The sequence below is a fragment of the Dermatophilaceae bacterium Soc4.6 genome (assembly GCA_039889245.1).
Taxonomy (GTDB): Bacteria; Actinomycetota; Actinomycetes; order Actinomycetales; family Dermatophilaceae; genus Lapillicoccus.
Genome location: JAZGVH010000002.1, coordinates 1,619,989 through 1,636,070, shown reverse-complemented (window position 1 = coordinate 1,636,070; position 16,082 = coordinate 1,619,989). Strand labels below are relative to the sequence as shown.

The window sequence follows — 16,082 nt, the reverse complement described above, 5'->3', positions numbered from 1 at the left end:
TCACCCTCTCGGCTCCTAGTTTTCCGGTTGTCCCCGCGACGCTCGTCGCGGACCAACCACGACAGGAGTGGACATGACTCTCACACCCGCCGCGCTGACCCGGGCAGCCGGCCTCGCGGCCGTCGCCGCCGGCGCCGTCTTCATCGGCGTACAGCTCGCTCATCCGCAGCTGGACGTCGCCGGGGTAAACGCCACCGAGTGGGTGGTGCGCAGCTCGCTCAAGGTGCTGATGGCCGCCTTGGCCCTCGTCGGCATCACCGGCATTTACCTGCACCAGATCAAGAGGATGGGCGTGCTAGGCCTCGTCGGGTACCTGATGTTCGCGGCCAACTACCTCCTCATCTTCGCCACCTCCTTCGTTGCCGCCTCCGTGCTCCCCTCCATCGATACCACCAGCCCATCGTTCGTCAAGGACGTCCTCGCCGCCGCTTCCGGCGGCCACGCGTCCGGTGACATCGGCCTGCTGGGAACCGCGCTCCTGCTCGACGGCGGCCTGTACATCGGTGGTGCGCTGCTCTTCGGTATCGCGCTGTACCGCGCCCGGGTCCTGACGCGCTGGGCCGCCGTGCTCCTGGCCATCGGTGGCCTCGCAGCCGCCGGGCTCTCCTTGCTGCCCGACCCCTGGTTTCGGCTGCTGGCCGTCCCCAACGGCATCGCCATGATCGCCCTCGGTTACTCGCTGTGGGAGACCCTGCGCCCCCGGACCCACCCCACGGCCATCGGCACCCCGGTCCTGACCGCGACCGGCGCCCCATGACCCGGTCGACGAGCCGCTGGGTCCCCGCCGGCCTGATCGCCCTGGCCACGGTGCCCGTCGTGGCCGGCACCGCCCGGCTCGTCGAGGTCCTGGGCGGACCAGACCTCATCCCCACCGACGCGCGCTTCGCCGCCGCTCCGGTCCCGGTCGTCGTCCACGTCGTGTCGGCCATCGGCTACGCCCTACTCGGCGCGTTCCAGTTCTCCGCCGGCATCCGCCGTCGCCACCCCGGGCGGCACCGTCGAGCGGGGCGGGTCCTGGTCGCACTCGGCATCGGGGTCGCCGGGTCAGCGCTGTGGCTGACACTGGCCTACCCGCGCAAGGATGGCACCGGTGACCTCCTGTACGTGTTCCGGCTCCTGTTCGCCGCCGGCATGGCCGCCGCCATCGTCCTCGGGCTCGCCGCGATCCGTCGTGGAAACATCGCCCGGCACCATGCCTGGATGACCCGCGCCTACGCCCTCGGACTCGGCGCCGGCACCCAAGCCTTCACCGTCGGGTTCGGCGAAGCCCTGCTCGGTGTCGGTGTCGTCCGCCACGACTTATTGATGGGCGCCGGCTGGGTCATCAACCTCGCCGTCGCCGAGATCATCATTCGCCGCCCCACCGGACGGCAGACACGCAGCACGCCGACCCGCACAGCCCTGGCCGGGTCGCCATGAACACGCGATGCGCATCACACCCACCCGGCGACTACGAGGTGCGCATCGACGGCCACCTCGACAAGCACTGGGCGTCCTGGTTCGGCGGCCTGACGTTGACCCATGACGACGGCATCACCATCCTGCGCGGCCCCGTGACCGACCAGGCCGAGCTCCACGGCCTGCTCGCCAAGGTACGCGACCTCGGCGTCACCCTCATCTCCGTGAAGGCCGTCGACGCCGACACCTGACAGCCCTCACCTCAGACCCCCCAGCCCATGGTCGACCCCCGTACAGCCACCCCATCTCCGAGGACCCAGCCCATGATCACCATTGAATCACTCACCAGGACGTACGGCGGCTTCACCGCGGTCGACGACGTCAGTTTCACCGCCCTTCCCGGCCGGGTGACCGGGTTCCTCGGCCCCAACGGAGCCGGGAAATCCACCACCATGCGGATCCTTGTCGGACTCACCAGAGCAACGTCGGGCAACGCCACCGTCTCGGGGGTCAACTACGTCGACCTACCAAACCCGGGCCTCGAGGTCGGCGTCCTTCTAGACGCCTCCGCCCAGCACACCGGCCGCACCGGCCGAGAAATACTAACCATCGCCCAACGGTTCATGGGGCTCCCGCGCAACCGGGTTGAGGTGATGCTCGACGTCGTCAGCCTGTCTCCTCAAGAGGCGTCACGGCGGGTCCGCGACTACTCCTTGGGCATGCGGCAACGCCTCGGCATCGCGACCGCTCTGATTGGCGAACCCCGAATCCTGATCCTGGATGAGCCCGCCAACGGCCTGGACCCCGCCGGGATCCGCTGGATGCGCGGTCTGCTGCGCGACTACGCCGATCGAGGAGGCACAGTTCTACTCTCCTCGCACCTGCTCCACGAGATCGAGGTCATCGCCGACGACCTCGTGATGATCGGCAACGGCCGCATCGTGGCCCAGGGCGCCAAGGACGACCTCCTGCGATCCGCTGGCTCCACGCTGCGCGCCCTCGACCGCCATGGCGTCGCCCGGGCACTGTTGAACGCCGGAGTCACCTCAACCCCCGTGGGGGCCGACGGGCTGCTCGCCGACGCCGAGCCGGCACAGGTCGGTGGCATCGCCTTCGCCGCCGGCATACCGCTCCTCGAGCTGCGCCCCGCCGACGGAGCCGGACTCGAGGAAATGTTCCTCGCCCTGACCGCCGAAACCCAACGAGACAGCATCAGCCGCAGCCACCTCCAAGGAGCAGGTACATGACGACCCTGAAGACCGCGACCACGCCCCGAACGATGACGGGTGCGCAGGGGACTCACGGGCGGATCCCACTCAGCCGCATCACCAGCACCGAGCTGCGCAAGATGTTCGACACCCGGTCCGGGTTCTGGTTGCTGGCCAGCATCGGCATCCTCGCAGTCCTCACCAGCGCGGCGGTGATCGCTTTCGCCTCCACGGACGGCCTCGTCTACACCTCCTTTGCCGTCGCGATCAGCTTCACGATGACCGTGATCCTGCCCATCATCGCGATCCTGTCCGTGACCAGCGAATGGAGCCAACGCAGCGGGCTGACCACCTTCACCCTCGTGCCGCACCGCGCCCGGATCATCACCGCGAAGGCCATCGCCTGTGTGGGTGTCGCCGCCGCCACCATCCCCCTCGCCTTCGCGGCCGGGGCCCTCGGGAACTTTCTCGGAGCAACGATCGCCGGCGTCCAACCCGTGTGGGACCTGACAGCAACCCACATGCTCACGCTCCTCCTGGCCAACGTCCTCGCTCTCATGGTCGGCTTCATGCTCGGCGTGGTGATCCGAAGCTCGGCCGGTGCACTGGTGGGCTACTTCATCTACTCCTTCGTACTGCCGACCCTGTCGACCGTCCTGGCCACCTCACAGGACTGGTTCCGCGACCTACAACCCTGGATCGACTTCAAGTACGCCGGCGGGACATTGATCGACGGCACCCTGACCAGCCAGCAATGGGCCCATCTGGGGGTCAGCGCCATCATCTGGGTGGTCGTCCCTCTGACCGTCGGGCTCAGGCTCGTCCTCAGGACCGAGGTCAAGTAGCCCCCGGATCACCATCCGTTGCTCAACCATCGCCCCAGCCCGTATCAAGGCCAGCAGCACACATCTGGATCTGACCATCCAGCCACCCGGTGGCGGGGCCGACAGGTCGTCGCGGCCCTACGCGCTGGGTGTCCGGCTTATTCGTAAAGGACACCCCACCGGCCAATAACATCAGCGCCGTCCGGTTGGTCGCAGCCAGCGACTCCATCGCCTCCCCCCGTTCGTGACCCGCACCCTGCTCCCCTACTTCGGAACCACGGAAACCACCGAACGGCACCGGGTGGCCGCGGAGCGGCTGGCCGACCAGACCGATCGCGCACGTGAGGTCGCCGCCGCCGTCGGTACCGGCTCCTCCGTGCTGAAGCTGTCGCGTCCCTGTTCAGAAGCTAAGCGACCGTGAAGGCGCACGTCTCATAACTACTCGTCAAGCTCGACGTGACCGTGGTTAGGTCGCCATCGTCGTACACGACGCATCGCATGCCTGACCTGCCCGCCCACTGCGCCCGTTGACTGGTTTAAGGGCAGACCTCACATCCCCGCCCCGGCGTCCGCCTCCACCCCGGCTCGCGTCTGTCACCGTACAGCTGCAGTTGAAGACCTGAGGACGCTCCCACTGATCGAACGGAAGTTCCCGTGGTTGCTCGCAGCGAGCTAGAGCCAGAGTGACACTGCCCCACAGTGGGCGGTGTGCAGCATCTCTTGGGATCGTGCTGACGCGGTGGAGAGGCGTTCTCGACGGTCCATGGAGGGGCTGCGGACGAGCTCAGCGGCTGGGGCTCAGTGGCCTGTCTCCGAAGCTGCTGGGTGGTTGGTGTCGTTCGTGGGCGGCGGCCCTCAGCCGCGCGCGGCCGGTATCCGCGGTCGGTGGGCGGGGACGGCTGGGTTCGGGTTCCCCGTAGACCTTGCGGGGCCATCCTTCGTGAGGGGGCAGCGTGATGAGGGTCTGTTCGGCTGGGGTCAGCTGGGTGTGGATGCGCCACCACAGGGCGGCGACGGGGTGGTCGTCTGGTAGCGGACCGGTGGCCAGGGCCCGGGTGAGGTGGGTGGCGGGGTCGAGGCCGGCGGCGGCCAGGGCGACCAGGTGCTCGGCGAGCTGGGCGGTGACGTGCACAGCGCTGGCGGTCGGCGGGACGGGGTGGAGGTGGGACAGGACGGCGGCCCACTCCCGGGCGCTCGGGGTGACGGGTCGCCCGTCGCTGGTGGTGCGGTCGTGGAGCTGGGCGGTGGTGACGCGGGCGTCGAGGTGGCGCTGCCAACGGGCAGCCGTCTGGGCTCGTTGCGCGGGTCGGGTGGGGCGGTGGTCGTCGGGTCCGACGGCGGTGGCGGCCCGCCATACGGCGAGGTCCCCAGCCAACGATGGGTCGAGAGCAGTCCCGCCGGGTCGCCCCCACACGGGGACCTCCCCGGTACCGGGGGGACTGGCGGTGCTGGCGATGGTGTGGACCTCGGTGGTGAGGTCGCGGACGAGGTTCGCGCGGCGGGTGAGGTAGGGACCCCATTCGGGGTGGGCGGCGAGGGTGGGCGGGATGCGCGGGAGCCAGGGCAGTGGTTGCGGTGGGGGGCCGACCCCGTTGAGGGCGGGGTCGTAGTGGGGATCGGGGTCGTCGAGGCGCCAGGCGATGACAGCGGCGGGGTCGTGAGCGTCTGCCAGCGGTGCCCGGGCAGCGACGATCCGCAGCATCGTCACGGGGTCGACGTCGTGCGCGGCGAGCAGGAGCAGCCGGGCGCGCAGGGTGGGCCAGGCGGGTTGCTCGGTCAGCTCCGCGGATGTGACGGATGCGTCCCGTGCGTCGCGGTGGTCGCGGGGGTCGTGGACCAGCCCGTCGCGTCCGATCGCTGACGCGGCCTGCTCGATGGCGGGCAGGTGGGTGGGTCCGAAATGGTGCTCGGCGGCGGCGTGGATGGCGTCGGTGTAGAGGGCGGCGGCCTGCCCGAGGAGGTGGGCGGGGTCGGTCTGCTGCCGTCGCAGGGTGGTCGCGGAGGTCGGGGTGTCGTCGCGGGCGAGGACGGTCTCGAGGATGTCGGTCGCGGTCCGCGGGGTGAGGGTGTCGGGGTGGATCGCGGTGTGGGGGTCGCCGTCGCCGGTGACTTGGACGTGGACGTGGTTGGCGTGACGGCCGCGGGTGAGCATCGTGTACAGCTGCTGACGCGACTCGGTGCCGGTGAGCAGGCCGTAGACGGTGTCGGCGGTGACGCCCTGGGCGGCGTTGATTGTGGTGGCGTAGCCCAGCTCGACCGACGCGGTCACGTAGTCGGCTGGGAGGGTGACGAGCAGCCCGTGCTGGCGGTGCTCCACCGTCAGGGCTCCGTGGTCGTGCACGGTGCGGATGCTCCACCGGTCACCGTTCTTGACCCAGTCACCCCCACCACCCCTCCCGGCACGGCTGTTGGCGCCAGACCCGCCGATCCGGAGGCGGCGGTCGTTGGTGCGGGTGATGACGACGTCCCCGATGGAGGCGGTGTTCCCGTCCGCGAGGTGGACCTCCCGCAGCTGATCCTGGGGGTCCTTCGACAGTGGCGACTCGTGGCGGTTGCGGGGGTGGTCGTGTGCCAGGCGGTGGGTGCGGGCGCGGTGGTTGAGGTCGGCGACGAGGTCGCGGGTGGGCGCGAGCATCAGGGCGTCGAGGCCCTGGGCGCGGTCATCGGCCCACGCGGTCAGGACGTCGTCCAGGCTGGTGGTGGGGTCGCCGACGTGGACGCGGTGGTGGTCGAGGTAGAACCCGAGCGCCTCCGGTCGCCCGTCCCGGAGGGCGAGGGACGCGGCGCCCTCCCCGGGGGTGGTGAACCGGAGGAGCTCGTCGAGGCGGACCGCGCCGTGGGTGGCGGCGAGGTCGCGCAGGATCCCGCCGGCGCCGATCGCGGCGAGTTGCTGGTCGTCACCGATGAGCCGGACACTGCCGCCGCGGGCGGTGACGAACGCGACGGCGGTGTCGAGGGAGAGGGTGTCAGCCATCCCGGCCTCGTCGATGACCACCAGGGTGCCCGGCCTGATGCGGCGCACCCACTGCGGCACCCGCCCTGCCCCCGGTGACGACGGGGTGTGGGTGGTGGGGTGCTGGTCGGGGTGAAGCTGGCGGATGGACCAGACCAGCTTGGCCAAGGTGTCGGTCGTGGTGCCGGTCGCGCTTCTGTCGCTCGTGGGGTGGAGGTGGTCGTGCAGGACGGCGGCGGCCGCGGCGGAGGGGGCGAGCCCAACGACGCTGCCGCCGCTCGTGGTCCACGCTGATGTCAAGGCGTGCAGGGCGGTGGTCTTCCCCGACCCAGCCGGGGCGATCGCGAGCTGGAGCCGAGCGCCAGACGTCGCCATCTGCCGGACAAGGTCCGCCTGTCCGGGGTTGAGCGTGACGCCGTGGGCGGCGGCTTCGAGGAGGGCCAGGTCGACATCAGCGGTGGTCGCGGTCCGGCCGTCGGTGCGGCCGGCGGTCGCCAGCAGCCGCGCCTCGGCCGCGAGGATCCGGGTCGAGGTGTACTGCTGGGTTCCGGCGACGGTGTAGACGCTGGAACCGTCACGCCGGCGCAGCGGATCGGGTTCGCGGATGCCGCGGGCCCGATCACTGTCGGGGTGGTCGCGGGCGGTCAGGGCGACGCTATGGCGCTCGAGTGCGGCGTCGACGAGCAGGTCGACGACCTGCTCGGCCTGCACGGGGGTGAGGGTCAGGTCGGGGCTGGACCGCAGCGCGCGGTGAGCTTCGGCCCGGACGTGCCAGACCTGCCAGGTGCTGCGGCGGGCCTCTACGGCCGCGACGACACCGGCCGCGGTCGTGTCGAGCCACGAGGTGTCGAGCCGGGTCGTCACACCGGTTGTTGCAGTGGGGGATTGCCCCGGGTGCAGGGCGGTGTGGACCATCTGCTCGATAGCGTGCTCGCTGCCGAGGACCCGGGCCGCTTGCGCCCGCCAGGTGGTGCGTTGCTGGGTGAGGCTGCGGGGGTGCTTCTTGCGGTCGCGAGTCTCCAGCGTTGCCTGCTGCGCGAGCTGGATCGCCTCGATCGGAGTCGGTGGTCGGCCGTGGTCTCGCTGGAACGCACGGGCGAGGTCGCCCTGGCGGGCCACGATCGCGGTCCGCCGTGAGGACCACGCCTGGTTGAGGCGGTCGTCGACGCCGACGACCTCCCGGACGGGGCGCTTGCGGGAGCCGTCGTACCCGCCGTGCTGCCGGTCCTGACCGGCTCGCTGGTCGGGCCGGGCGGGCTGGTCGGATTGGTCGGTCCGGGTGGCGAAGTGCAGGCCGAGGTCGTGGTGGAGGTGGCGTTCGAGGGCGGTGTTGTAGGTCTCGGACGCGGTGACGACGGCCTGGAACAGGATCCGCCCGTCGATGGACAGCCACCGTCCACCACCGTCGGGGGTGCCGTCAGCGCCGTCACCGCGATGACTGGCGAGGGTTTGGACCTTGTTGGCGACGGCGACATGGGTGTGCAGATCGGGGTCGCCGGCGCGGGAGTCGCGGTGGGTGAACGCGGCCGCGACGAGGCCGCGGACCTCGACCTGCCGCACCCCGTCCGTCCCGAGTCGGGTGAACAGGGCGTGCCGTTCGAGGAACGTCAACGCGTCGGTCACGGCGGCGTGGTGGGCCCGTTCGATGGCCGCGGCGGTCGCGGGGTCGGCGACCGCCCACAGGGTGCTGACGGACTTGACGGGGGAGAACGTCAGGTCGTACCCGGAGACCGCGTTCGTCCGCGGACGGGTGTGCTTCGCGACCGTCGCCGCGACCTCCCGGGCGTCGGCAGGGTCCCGCCCGTGGGCGGCGCGGAAGACCTCGACCGCAACCTCGGTGCGGATCCGGGCCCGGTCCTGCAGCGAGACCTCCCCTCCTGCGGCCGTGCTGAGGGCGGCGATCCGGGTGGCGACCTCGACCTGGAACGGCGTCGCGTTGGTGGGGTAGATCCGGAACGGCGCCCCGAGCCGCATCGCCGCCCGCAGCTCGCTGTCGGTGGCGTCGGGCCCCTCGAGCTGGGCCCAACGTTCCTGCGCGAGGGGGTGGTAGCCGACGCCGAACAGGTTGGCCATCTGGTTCGCGGTGACCTCGTCCCCGACGTCCAGTCCGTCGATGCCGGCCATCCCGGACCCGACCCACCGGCCCGGGGTCTCGCCCTTGTCGGCGTAGTAGGAGGCGAGCCCGGTGTGGCCCTTGTCGGTCGCGTCGTGGGCCGCGACCTGACGGGTCAGGTAGTCGTACCCGCTACCCGCGCTGAGCTTGTGGATCGACATCGTCACACCCCCTAATGCCGCGGGGACGACGCGGGTGGACGCGTTCGGGCGGCCGACATGCAACAGGTGTGTAGGACTTCGTTGTTGCGTTTCGACAGGGGGTACGAAGGCCGTCCGGGCGCGCAGCGCTCGGGCAGCGGAGCGACGGTGGTCGGGCGGCGGTGCGACGGCGGTCGGGCGGCGGTGCGACGGCGGTCGGGCGGCGGTGCGACGGCGGTCGGGCGGCGGTGCGACGGCGGTCGGGCGGCGGCGGTTGGGCTCGAGTGGGGTGGCGGGTCGACTCGTCATCGACATAGACCTCGTTGGCGGGACTCGTGGCATCTCCTACGGTGACGTCATGCCGGGCTGGCCAAAGCGCGTGACGGCCACGGCCGTTCGCAAGGCCCTGCGCTGCGCCACTCGACACGGCGACACTCACGATCCGTGATGCCTGCGCCCAGCGACCATGCTGGAGGGGCCGGTCACGTCACGGCGTCCCGTGAGCAGTTCGACGAGGCGGCTTCGACAACTCACGTCGACCAAGCGGTTTGCTGCCGGGATGTGGACGCTTGGGAACGTACCCTGCCGTGGTGACGACGTCAGCCGGACCTGGACCGCTCCCGTCGGCAGTCGCGTCTCGCTACCCGCACGGCTACGCGGTGGTCGACGTCGAGACATCGGGCTTGAACTCCCGCGCGCATCGGGTCCTTCAGGTCGCAGTCAGTCAGATAGGCGCTGACGGCGGACTCGAAGCCGCGTGGTCGACGACGCTCGACCCAGGGTGTGACCCGGGGCCGGTGGAGATCCACGGGCTGACCAGGGCCAGGCTCGCAGGCTCTCCCCAGTTCGACCAGGTGTGCGCGCACCTGACCTCGATGATCGAAGGCCGCGTCTTCGTCGCCCACAACGCCGCGTTCGACTGGGGGTTCCTGTCGGCCGAAACCGAACGCGCCAACGCCAGAATGAACGCGCGTGGTCGGCTGTGCACGATGGCGATGACCCGCCGACTCGACATCCCGACGGGGTCACTGAAGCTCGCGGCGGTCGCCCGCTATTGGGGTGTGACCCACCGCGCCGCCCACGATGCCGCCGACGACACCCGGGTCACGGTCGAGATCCTGCGGCACTCACTCGTCATGGCACACCGCCTCAATCTCCCCCTGCCCATCACCGTTTCCGGCGACGGCCACCGGCTGGGCACCGCCTACCCCGCTCCGGCCCCGCGCACTCCGTGCCCGTGGCGCTACCCCGGCAGGATGGGCCCGCATGACGCACTGCAGCAGGGGATGAAGGTCGCGTTCACCGGAGCGTCTGGCCTGCCCCGCGAGACGCTGACCCGGCTGGCCACCAGCGCAGGCCTCGAGGTGATGAACTCGGTCAGCTCACGCACCAGCCTCCTCGTGGTCGATGCCTCCGGGACCGCAACACAGAAGGCAGCGGCTGGCGCGGCCCACCGGACGCCCGTCGTCACCGAGACCACCTTCCTCCAGATGCTCGACACCATCCGGGCAGGGAGCCTGAAGGCGGCGCAGACCTCGCAGCGCTCAATCGTCGAGGCGAAGGCAAGCAGCTTGAAACCTGCACCCATAACAGCCGCAGGACCGCTGGCCGGGCGTCGGATCCTCGTGCTGGGTGGGACGCACGACCGCGCAGCAGACACCAGGTCACGGATTGCCGAGATGGGCGGACAGGCCGCAGCAAACCTGACGGCATCGGTCACCGACGTCGTCCCCCTCGAAGGGCACGACTCTGATCCGAGATGGCGTCGAGCCCGCGCCCTGTCGCTGCCGGTCCTGGCATCGGAAACCCTCACGCCACTGCCTGCCGCCCCGCAAGCGGTACCACTTAGGACGGCAAGTCCTTCGCCGCGGACCACTGCGCTCGACACACCACCAGTTCGGCCCGTCGTCCCTTCCGCCTCCGCCGCCGTGCTTAGTCAGGGAGCGGTCGTTGATCTCCCTGAGGGCCACCGTTGGACGGTCGAGGTTTCCTGGTTGAGCGACCCCGACCCGAGGCACGCGCCCGACGTCGATGTCGTCGCACTTGTCGTTGACGCCGACGAGCAGGTGACTGCCGACGAGGACTTCTGCTTCTACAACCAGCCCCGCCACCCGACAGGCTCCGTCGAGATCGAGCTCGACATCCCGTTCGAGGCCGTCGTCGGCATCGATGTGAACCTGCTGCCGCTGGCTGCTGAACGGGTGATCATTGCCGCGAGCATCGACGCCACGCTGACATTCGGTGACCTCGGACCCATTGAACTGGTGGTGCGTGACGTCGATGGCACCCCCGTCGCCCGGGCCACCCTCGACGCCGCAAGCCGTGAGCGCACCATGCTGCTCTGCACCCTGTACCGCCGAGCCGGCCGATGGCGCATTCGCTCAGTCGGGCAGGGTTACACCGAAGGCCTTGAACACCTCGCCGCCCTGCACGGCGTCGACGTCCAAGACTGAGGACTCAGGACGGGCCCCTCTTGAATTCCCGTGCAACGATTGACCGGGGTGACAGCTTTGGGAGCGTTGCCGGCCGGTCGGGCTGGTGAGCGTTGAGGTCAGCGCTTTCGCTGCAGAGCGCCGGTCAGGAGCTCGGCGACGAGGTCGAGGTCGTCTGCGGTGACGTCGTCGCCGGTGGCGCTGCGGATCCGGGCCAAGGACTGCTGTCGTCGGTCGACGAACTACAAGTCCACGTGCAGGGCCATGTCGTGGGCGACCGCCGGGGCGACGCTGGTGATCTGCGCCAACGCCGGGGGTCGTGTTGCTGGGTCGAGCAAAAGGCGGACGATGTCGAGCAGGTCGGTGCCTTGCTTGTTGCTCGACCTGTTCTCTACCGCCTGGAGCTTCATAGCGATGAGCGGTCCGGGTTCTGCGACGAGCGTGGTGACGGTAATGCTCGAGTGGCCGGAGAGGAGCACCTCGATCGTGAGGTCGGTCGCCGTGTCGTGGGCCCAGGCGCGGGCAGAGGCGTATAGCCGGTCACCGGGGTCGTCGCTGGGTCGGTCGAGTTCGATCTGGCGGACCTCGAGCACGTCGATCTTTACCGGCCCGAAGCGGGTTTGGAGGAGCACCGCCGCCGGCTCGAGCGGCTCAGCACCGGCCCCTGCCCGGAGGACCTCGAGCTGGGAAGCGGGTCCCTGTCGACGGTCGACGACGTCGAGGTCGACGGTGGCGCGGTAGGGGTTCGACAGGCGGGCCAGTACGGCGAGCCCGCCCACGACGACCGGCGGTCGACCGATTAGGGCGTGTGCTTCGGCGATCCCCTGGACGACGGCGGCCATCGCGTCACCGACGAAGGTGACCCGGTCACCAGACACGGGTCCACTCCTTCGGTGGGGTCCAACCTTCGAGGATCTCGCGGCCTCGGACGGCATCCTGGGCCAGGTCGAGCGCAACGAACACCGGGTGCGTGAGGGGCCAGTGGCTCGGGTTCGTCGCGGTGTCGATGCGCTGGTGGACGACGGCGAGGACGGGGGCCACGCGGATGCTCGCCTGGGCCTGCGAGGGGCTGGCCGCTGCGCCGAGCAGGGTGACCGCCCGTCGGGCGACGACGTCGCTGGGGACAAAGAAGTCGAGTGCCTGCCCCGCCCGGACGGCCAGCGGGGCCCCGTACGCGGCGGCCGCAGCTGAGTCGGTCAGCGCCCATCCCGGTTCGTGATCGACGTCGTCGAGTCCGAGCCTGAGGGCCTGAGTCAGGCTGACGTCACCGGGTGCAGGTGCTTGGGCGAGGTAGGTGCGTCGGGTAGGCCAGCGGTCGGAGACCTGCCAGAACAGGCCGGTGCCCACGAGGGTGTTCTTCTCGTCCAGCAGCTCGTCGCGCCGTAACGCCGACAGGACCTCGGACACGGTGCTGGGGGAGCGGCCCAGGCTCCGGGCCACCTCCCGGACGGCGGCGGGTCGGGACGGGGACATCAGCATCGACACCGCCACCTCGAGACCGACCTTCCCGGCCAGAGCACGAGACCGCGGGGGTCGCTGGTGGGCGGGCGGCACATCGGCGTCGATCACCAGACCCTCGGCACGCAGGGCCAGATGACCTCGCAGGTCCAGGTAGCCAGCCCCCCGAGAGGTGAGGACACCGCGGGCGTCACCTGTCACCCGGTCCGCCACCACGAAGACGACCCCATCGGAGGGCTGCGCGTCGGCCAGCAGTCGGTCGGCGGTCGCTGCGTCCACCAGAGTGCGCCGCTTCAGCTGGACGTTGATGCGGACGTCCTGGTCGGTCAGGACGAGGTCTGTGCCCGTATCCGGGGTGGTGACGGGGAACCGGGCCGCTAAGCCCAGCTGGGCGAAGGCCTCGATGATCAGGAGTTCCAGTGTCACCTGGGTAACCTTCCTTTGTGTTCGCTGTTCGGTCAATACCGAACAGCAAACACGTCAGGAGACAGGCAGGTGCCGTTACCCCTGCCACGGATGGTCAGGTCTGGCCTCAGGGATCGCACGTGGATCGCACGACGACCACCACAGTGGGGTCCGTCGGGACGTCGTTGCAGGTCAAGGGCCTGTAGCAAGCCCGTGCTCGACGTCTTGTAAACAGGGGGTTAGGGGTTCGAGTCCCCTCGTCGGCTCCACCTCTGAATGGCACTTTAGGCCTCTGAACTGCAACGATGTGTGTCTTGAGCTCGGTCTGGTCATCGCCAGGACTGGACATCGATGGCCAGAAAAGTACACGCGCATCGCACGAAACCGGAGGGCGATCGGAGGGGTTGTGGCGGGAGGCTGCGTCATCGCGGGTTCGGGTACGTGCGCCGGCTGCCCTCCAAGCGGTGGCAGGCGAGCTACGTCGGCCCCGATCTCGCTCGGCACTTCGCGCCCAGCACCTACGCCAGCAAGGGTGACGCGGAGGCCTGGCTGGGAGCCGAGCGGAGCCGGATCAGTGCTGGGTCCTGGGCGCCGCTCGCGTCCTGACGGCCGGACTCCCCTGCGGTGACGTTCGAAGCGTTCGCTACCGAGTGGGTGGTGAACCGTCCGCTCAAACCGCGAACCCGAGAGGGCTACGGCCATCTGCTGCGCCGCGACCTGGGCCGGCTCGGCCCGTCACCGATGACGACGGTCAGTCCGACCGTCGTCCGACGCTGGTGGCTCGGGATGGACAGGACGACCGCGACGATCAATGCGCGGGCCTCCGCCCTGCTTCGGGCGATCTTCTCGACGGCGGTGGAGGAGGAGGTGATGGCCAGCAGCCCCTGCCGGATCCGGGGGGCGAGCATCTCGCCTCAAGTCGTCGGCGTTCCCCAAGCACATCGTCGGCACCATCGAGGTCATCGCCGAGTTCAGGTATCGCCCCGCACGCGGCGGTGTGGGACGGCCGCACTCGCGGCCGGTATGACGCGGGCTTGCGCGATCTCGGGGGGGCCGCTGCGCGAGCACAGCGCGCCTTGCAGCGGTCTGCCGCGAGACACAGCTCCAGCAGCACCTGCATCGCGGCCAGGTCGAGTGTCGGGGACGAACTGGCCGCCTGCCTTGGGCTCGGCCACCGGGAGGTCGGCCAGGAAGTCGCTGGTGATGTGGACACCAGCGACGACAGGTCCGCGGCGGTGACGTCAGGAGCTGGGGAGCTCCTGACCGACGGGGCCCGATCTGACGAGCCGCGTCAGTCGAAGGTGATCCCCTCGAACAGCTCGGTCTCCTCGCGGTGGATGGGCTGCCAGTTCAGCTCCCAGTTGAGGTCATTCGGCAGGTGGGCGCCGATGTCCTCCTTGGTGGCCACGGAGAAGTAGTGCTCCTTGCTCTCCAGCCCGTGGGCGTAGATCGGGACGTCGGTACGCGGGGTGCAGATGGTCGCCGAGATCGCCGGCGACCACGACTCGAAGTGGGCGGCGATGACCCGGGTGGCTGAGCTGCTTCTCCATCGCGAGGAACTGCGAGTCCAGTCCGGTGAGTTGGCTTACGCGGTAGTCCCCGGTACGTCACCGGTCGGACGGCGCACGACGGCGTGCCCGGTGCGCGCGGCAGCATGAGCGGCGTCGGTCCCGAGCCAGTGCAGGATGCGCTCGGCGGTCCACACGGGGACCTCGAGCTGGGGGACGTGACCCACGTCGGCGGCGACCTCGAACCGCCAGCGGGGGTTGGCCCTGGCGGCGGCCCGGGCCGAGCCGATCGGCACGAGCCTGTCCTTGTCGCCGTGCAGCAGCAACACCGGGCCGGCCATCTCGCTCAGCATGACCGCGTGCCGATTCCGCCGGGCCAGCACCCACATCAGCGATCGCGCTGCCTCGAGCATCGCCTCGTCCACCTCGTCGAACGTCCGACGCAGGTGGGCGACCGTGACGTGCTGCGCGATGACCGCGGCGGGCACCCGGCCGGCGTCGACGCAGCAGAGCCGCAACATGTCCAACGCGGCCTGCTCGGGGGTGCGCCATCGCCTGGATGACAGGGCGGCCCGTCCGAGGGGAGGCACGGCATACAGCGCGAACATGGTGGTGACAAACGGGTCCGGCCTTACCCCGACGGCCATCGGCAGGGCGGGATCGAGCAGGACGGCACCGGCCACCGTCTGGGGGTGTGCGTCGGCCTGCAGGGACAAGATCAGCCCTCCCATCGAGTTGCCGAGCAGGATCGCGGGCCCGTCGACCACCTCGGTCAGGAACCGGTTCAGCAGGCGCTGGTTGGCGAGCACCGACGCCGACCTGCCCACCGCCCTGGTGCGGCCGAAGCCGGCCAGGTCGAGCGCGAGCACCCGGGCGTGCCTGGTGAGCCGGGGCGCCAACGCGGCCCAGTTGACCAGCGAGCCGCCGAGCCCGTGGACGCAGATCAGCAGGGGCGCGCCCTCCGGCCCTCCGTGGTCGACGTAGTGGACGGGCCCGTCCAGGTCGACCCACTGTGACGTCGGTGGCTGGTAGCTGATGCTCACCCGCTCATCCTGCCCGTCGAGGTACCGACCGGCGATGGCGCAGCCTCGGTCGGGGTCGGGTCGAACGTCCGGGCCGTGTGCCGCAGCCCCTGACGGCGAGAGCTTCCCCGACGATGGCAAGCATGTGATCAGTCCTTCGGTCAGCGCCCGGAGCTCGTCACGGACAGGTAGGCGGTAAGGGGCACAGCTGACGCATCGAGAGGCAGCGTTCCGGTCGACGCGGGCGCCAGCTTGCCTTCGGCGTTGTACGGCGATGCGGGAGGCTCCCACCACCCGGTAAGGATCGCGGGATGATCCTGCGTTGCGGGGGCCACGGCGTCGGTGGCCTCGATGCTGGTCCCGTTCCAGAACTTTACGCCAGCAGCTCGCGTGGCACTCAAGAGGCCATCGCCGGCTCGAACTGGTGCTCGAGCATCCTGGCTGCGCGGCAGCCGCCCGCCGCTGCCTGACATCACCGTCACGGGCGGGCCGGCGTCCATGGCCGCGATGGACCGGGTGAGAACGCAGCCATCCGGAGCTGGATCGGCGGGGAGCTGGGTCAGCCAGGCGATGGAGCGTCCGCCCATCGGGCGTGAGTGCGGTAGCTGGCCGGGGAGTCGG

The 16,082-nt window shown here is 70.1% G+C and carries 13 protein-coding genes; 8 read left to right on the top strand and 5 right to left on the bottom strand.

Annotated elements, in window-relative coordinates; all coding sequences use genetic code 11:
* Nucleotides 1-73 precede the first annotated feature (73 nt).
* The 6 genes from V3N99_07530 to V3N99_07505 all read left to right on the top strand — a co-directional run bounded on the left by V3N99_07530 (nt 74) and on the right by V3N99_07505 (nt 3,851).
* Nucleotides 74-757 carry a hypothetical protein gene (locus tag V3N99_07530; protein ID MEO3936598.1) on the top strand — a complete coding sequence of 228 codons (684 nt, stop codon included), beginning with the start codon at nt 74-76 and terminating at the stop codon, nt 755-757.
* A complete protein-coding gene (locus V3N99_07525; GenBank protein MEO3936597.1) occupies nt 754-1,419 on the top strand; it encodes a DUF2306 domain-containing protein in 666 nt (221 codons plus the stop codon). The genes V3N99_07530 and V3N99_07525 overlap by 4 nt, the downstream gene beginning before the upstream one ends.
* Nucleotides 1,416-1,649, top strand: a complete 234-nt coding sequence (locus V3N99_07520; GenBank protein ID MEO3936596.1) for a hypothetical protein — start codon at nt 1,416-1,418, stop codon at nt 1,647-1,649. The genes V3N99_07525 and V3N99_07520 overlap by 4 nt, the downstream gene beginning before the upstream one ends.
* A 72-nt stretch (nt 1,650-1,721) precedes the next feature.
* Nucleotides 1,722-2,645 (top strand): ATP-binding cassette domain-containing protein, encoded by a 924-nt coding sequence (locus V3N99_07515; GenBank protein MEO3936595.1) that lies wholly within the window; start codon nt 1,722-1,724, stop codon nt 2,643-2,645.
* Nucleotides 2,642-3,451: an ABC transporter permease gene (locus V3N99_07510; GenBank protein MEO3936594.1), complete on the top strand. Its 810-nt coding sequence runs from the start codon at nt 2,642-2,644 to the stop codon at nt 3,449-3,451. The genes V3N99_07515 and V3N99_07510 overlap by 4 nt, the downstream gene beginning before the upstream one ends.
* Nucleotides 3,452-3,674: 223 nt before the next feature.
* The gene (locus tag V3N99_07505) at nt 3,675-3,851 is read left to right on the top strand and encodes a hypothetical protein (GenBank protein MEO3936593.1); all 177 of its coding nucleotides are present in this window, start codon (nt 3,675-3,677) and stop codon (nt 3,849-3,851) included.
* Between the two features lie 363 nt (nt 3,852-4,214).
* Here V3N99_07505 and mobF read toward each other — a convergent pair whose 3' ends face one another.
* The gene (gene mobF, locus V3N99_07500; protein ID MEO3936592.1) at nt 4,215-8,657 is read right to left on the bottom strand and encodes a MobF family relaxase; all 4,443 of its coding nucleotides are present in this window, start codon (nt 8,655-8,657) and stop codon (nt 4,215-4,217) included.
* 638 nt (nt 8,658-9,295) lie between these two features.
* Between mobF and V3N99_07495 the strand changes: the two genes are divergently transcribed.
* Nucleotides 9,296-11,089, top strand: a complete 1,794-nt coding sequence (locus V3N99_07495) for a TerD family protein (protein ID MEO3936591.1) — start codon at nt 9,296-9,298, stop codon at nt 11,087-11,089.
* A gap of 221 nt (nt 11,090-11,310) precedes the next feature.
* Here V3N99_07495 and V3N99_07490 read toward each other — a convergent pair whose 3' ends face one another.
* Entirely contained in the window at nt 11,311-11,946 is a 636-nt protein-coding gene (locus tag V3N99_07490; GenBank protein MEO3936590.1) for a prevent-host-death protein, read from the bottom strand.
* Entirely contained in the window at nt 11,936-12,952 is a 1,017-nt protein-coding gene (locus V3N99_07485; protein ID MEO3936589.1) for a transcriptional regulator, read from the bottom strand. Before V3N99_07485 ends, V3N99_07490 begins: the two co-directional genes overlap by 11 nt.
* 420 nt (nt 12,953-13,372) lie before the next feature.
* On the opposite strand from V3N99_07485, the gene V3N99_07480 reads away from it, so the two are divergent.
* On the top strand, nt 13,373-13,537 hold the full coding sequence (locus V3N99_07480; protein MEO3936588.1) for a hypothetical protein: 165 nt from the start codon (nt 13,373-13,375) through the stop codon (nt 13,535-13,537).
* An 86-nt stretch (nt 13,538-13,623) separates the two neighbouring features.
* Here the strand turns inward: V3N99_07480 and V3N99_07475 are convergent, their stop codons facing one another.
* The gene (locus V3N99_07475; GenBank protein MEO3936587.1) at nt 13,624-13,839 is read right to left on the bottom strand and encodes a hypothetical protein; all 216 of its coding nucleotides are present in this window, start codon (nt 13,837-13,839) and stop codon (nt 13,624-13,626) included.
* A gap of 677 nt (nt 13,840-14,516) precedes the next feature.
* On the bottom strand, nt 14,517-15,482 hold the full coding sequence (locus V3N99_07470) for an alpha/beta hydrolase (GenBank protein ID MEO3936586.1): 966 nt from the start codon (nt 15,480-15,482) through the stop codon (nt 14,517-14,519).
* Nucleotides 15,483-16,082 lie beyond the last annotated feature (600 nt).

Bases quoted from the DNA above. Each gene is read 5' to 3' on its own strand.
- V3N99_07530 (MEO3936598.1), top strand. From the start codon at position 74: ATGACTCTCACACCCGCCGCGCTGACCCGGGCAGCCGGCCTCGCGGCC.
- V3N99_07525 (MEO3936597.1), top strand. From the start codon at position 754: ATGACCCGGTCGACGAGCCGCTGGGTCCCCGCCGGCCTGATCGCCCTG.
- V3N99_07520 (MEO3936596.1), top strand. From the start codon at position 1,416: ATGAACACGCGATGCGCATCACACCCACCCGGCGACTACGAGGTGCGC.
- V3N99_07515 (MEO3936595.1), top strand. From the start codon at position 1,722: ATGATCACCATTGAATCACTCACCAGGACGTACGGCGGCTTCACCGCG.
- V3N99_07510 (MEO3936594.1), top strand. From the start codon at position 2,642: ATGACGACCCTGAAGACCGCGACCACGCCCCGAACGATGACGGGTGCG.
- mobF (MEO3936592.1), bottom strand. From the start codon at position 8,657: ATGTCGATCCACAAGCTCAGCGCGGGTAGCGGGTACGACTACCTGACC.
- V3N99_07475 (MEO3936587.1), bottom strand. From the start codon at position 13,839: ATGCTCGCCCCCCGGATCCGGCAGGGGCTGCTGGCCATCACCTCCTCC.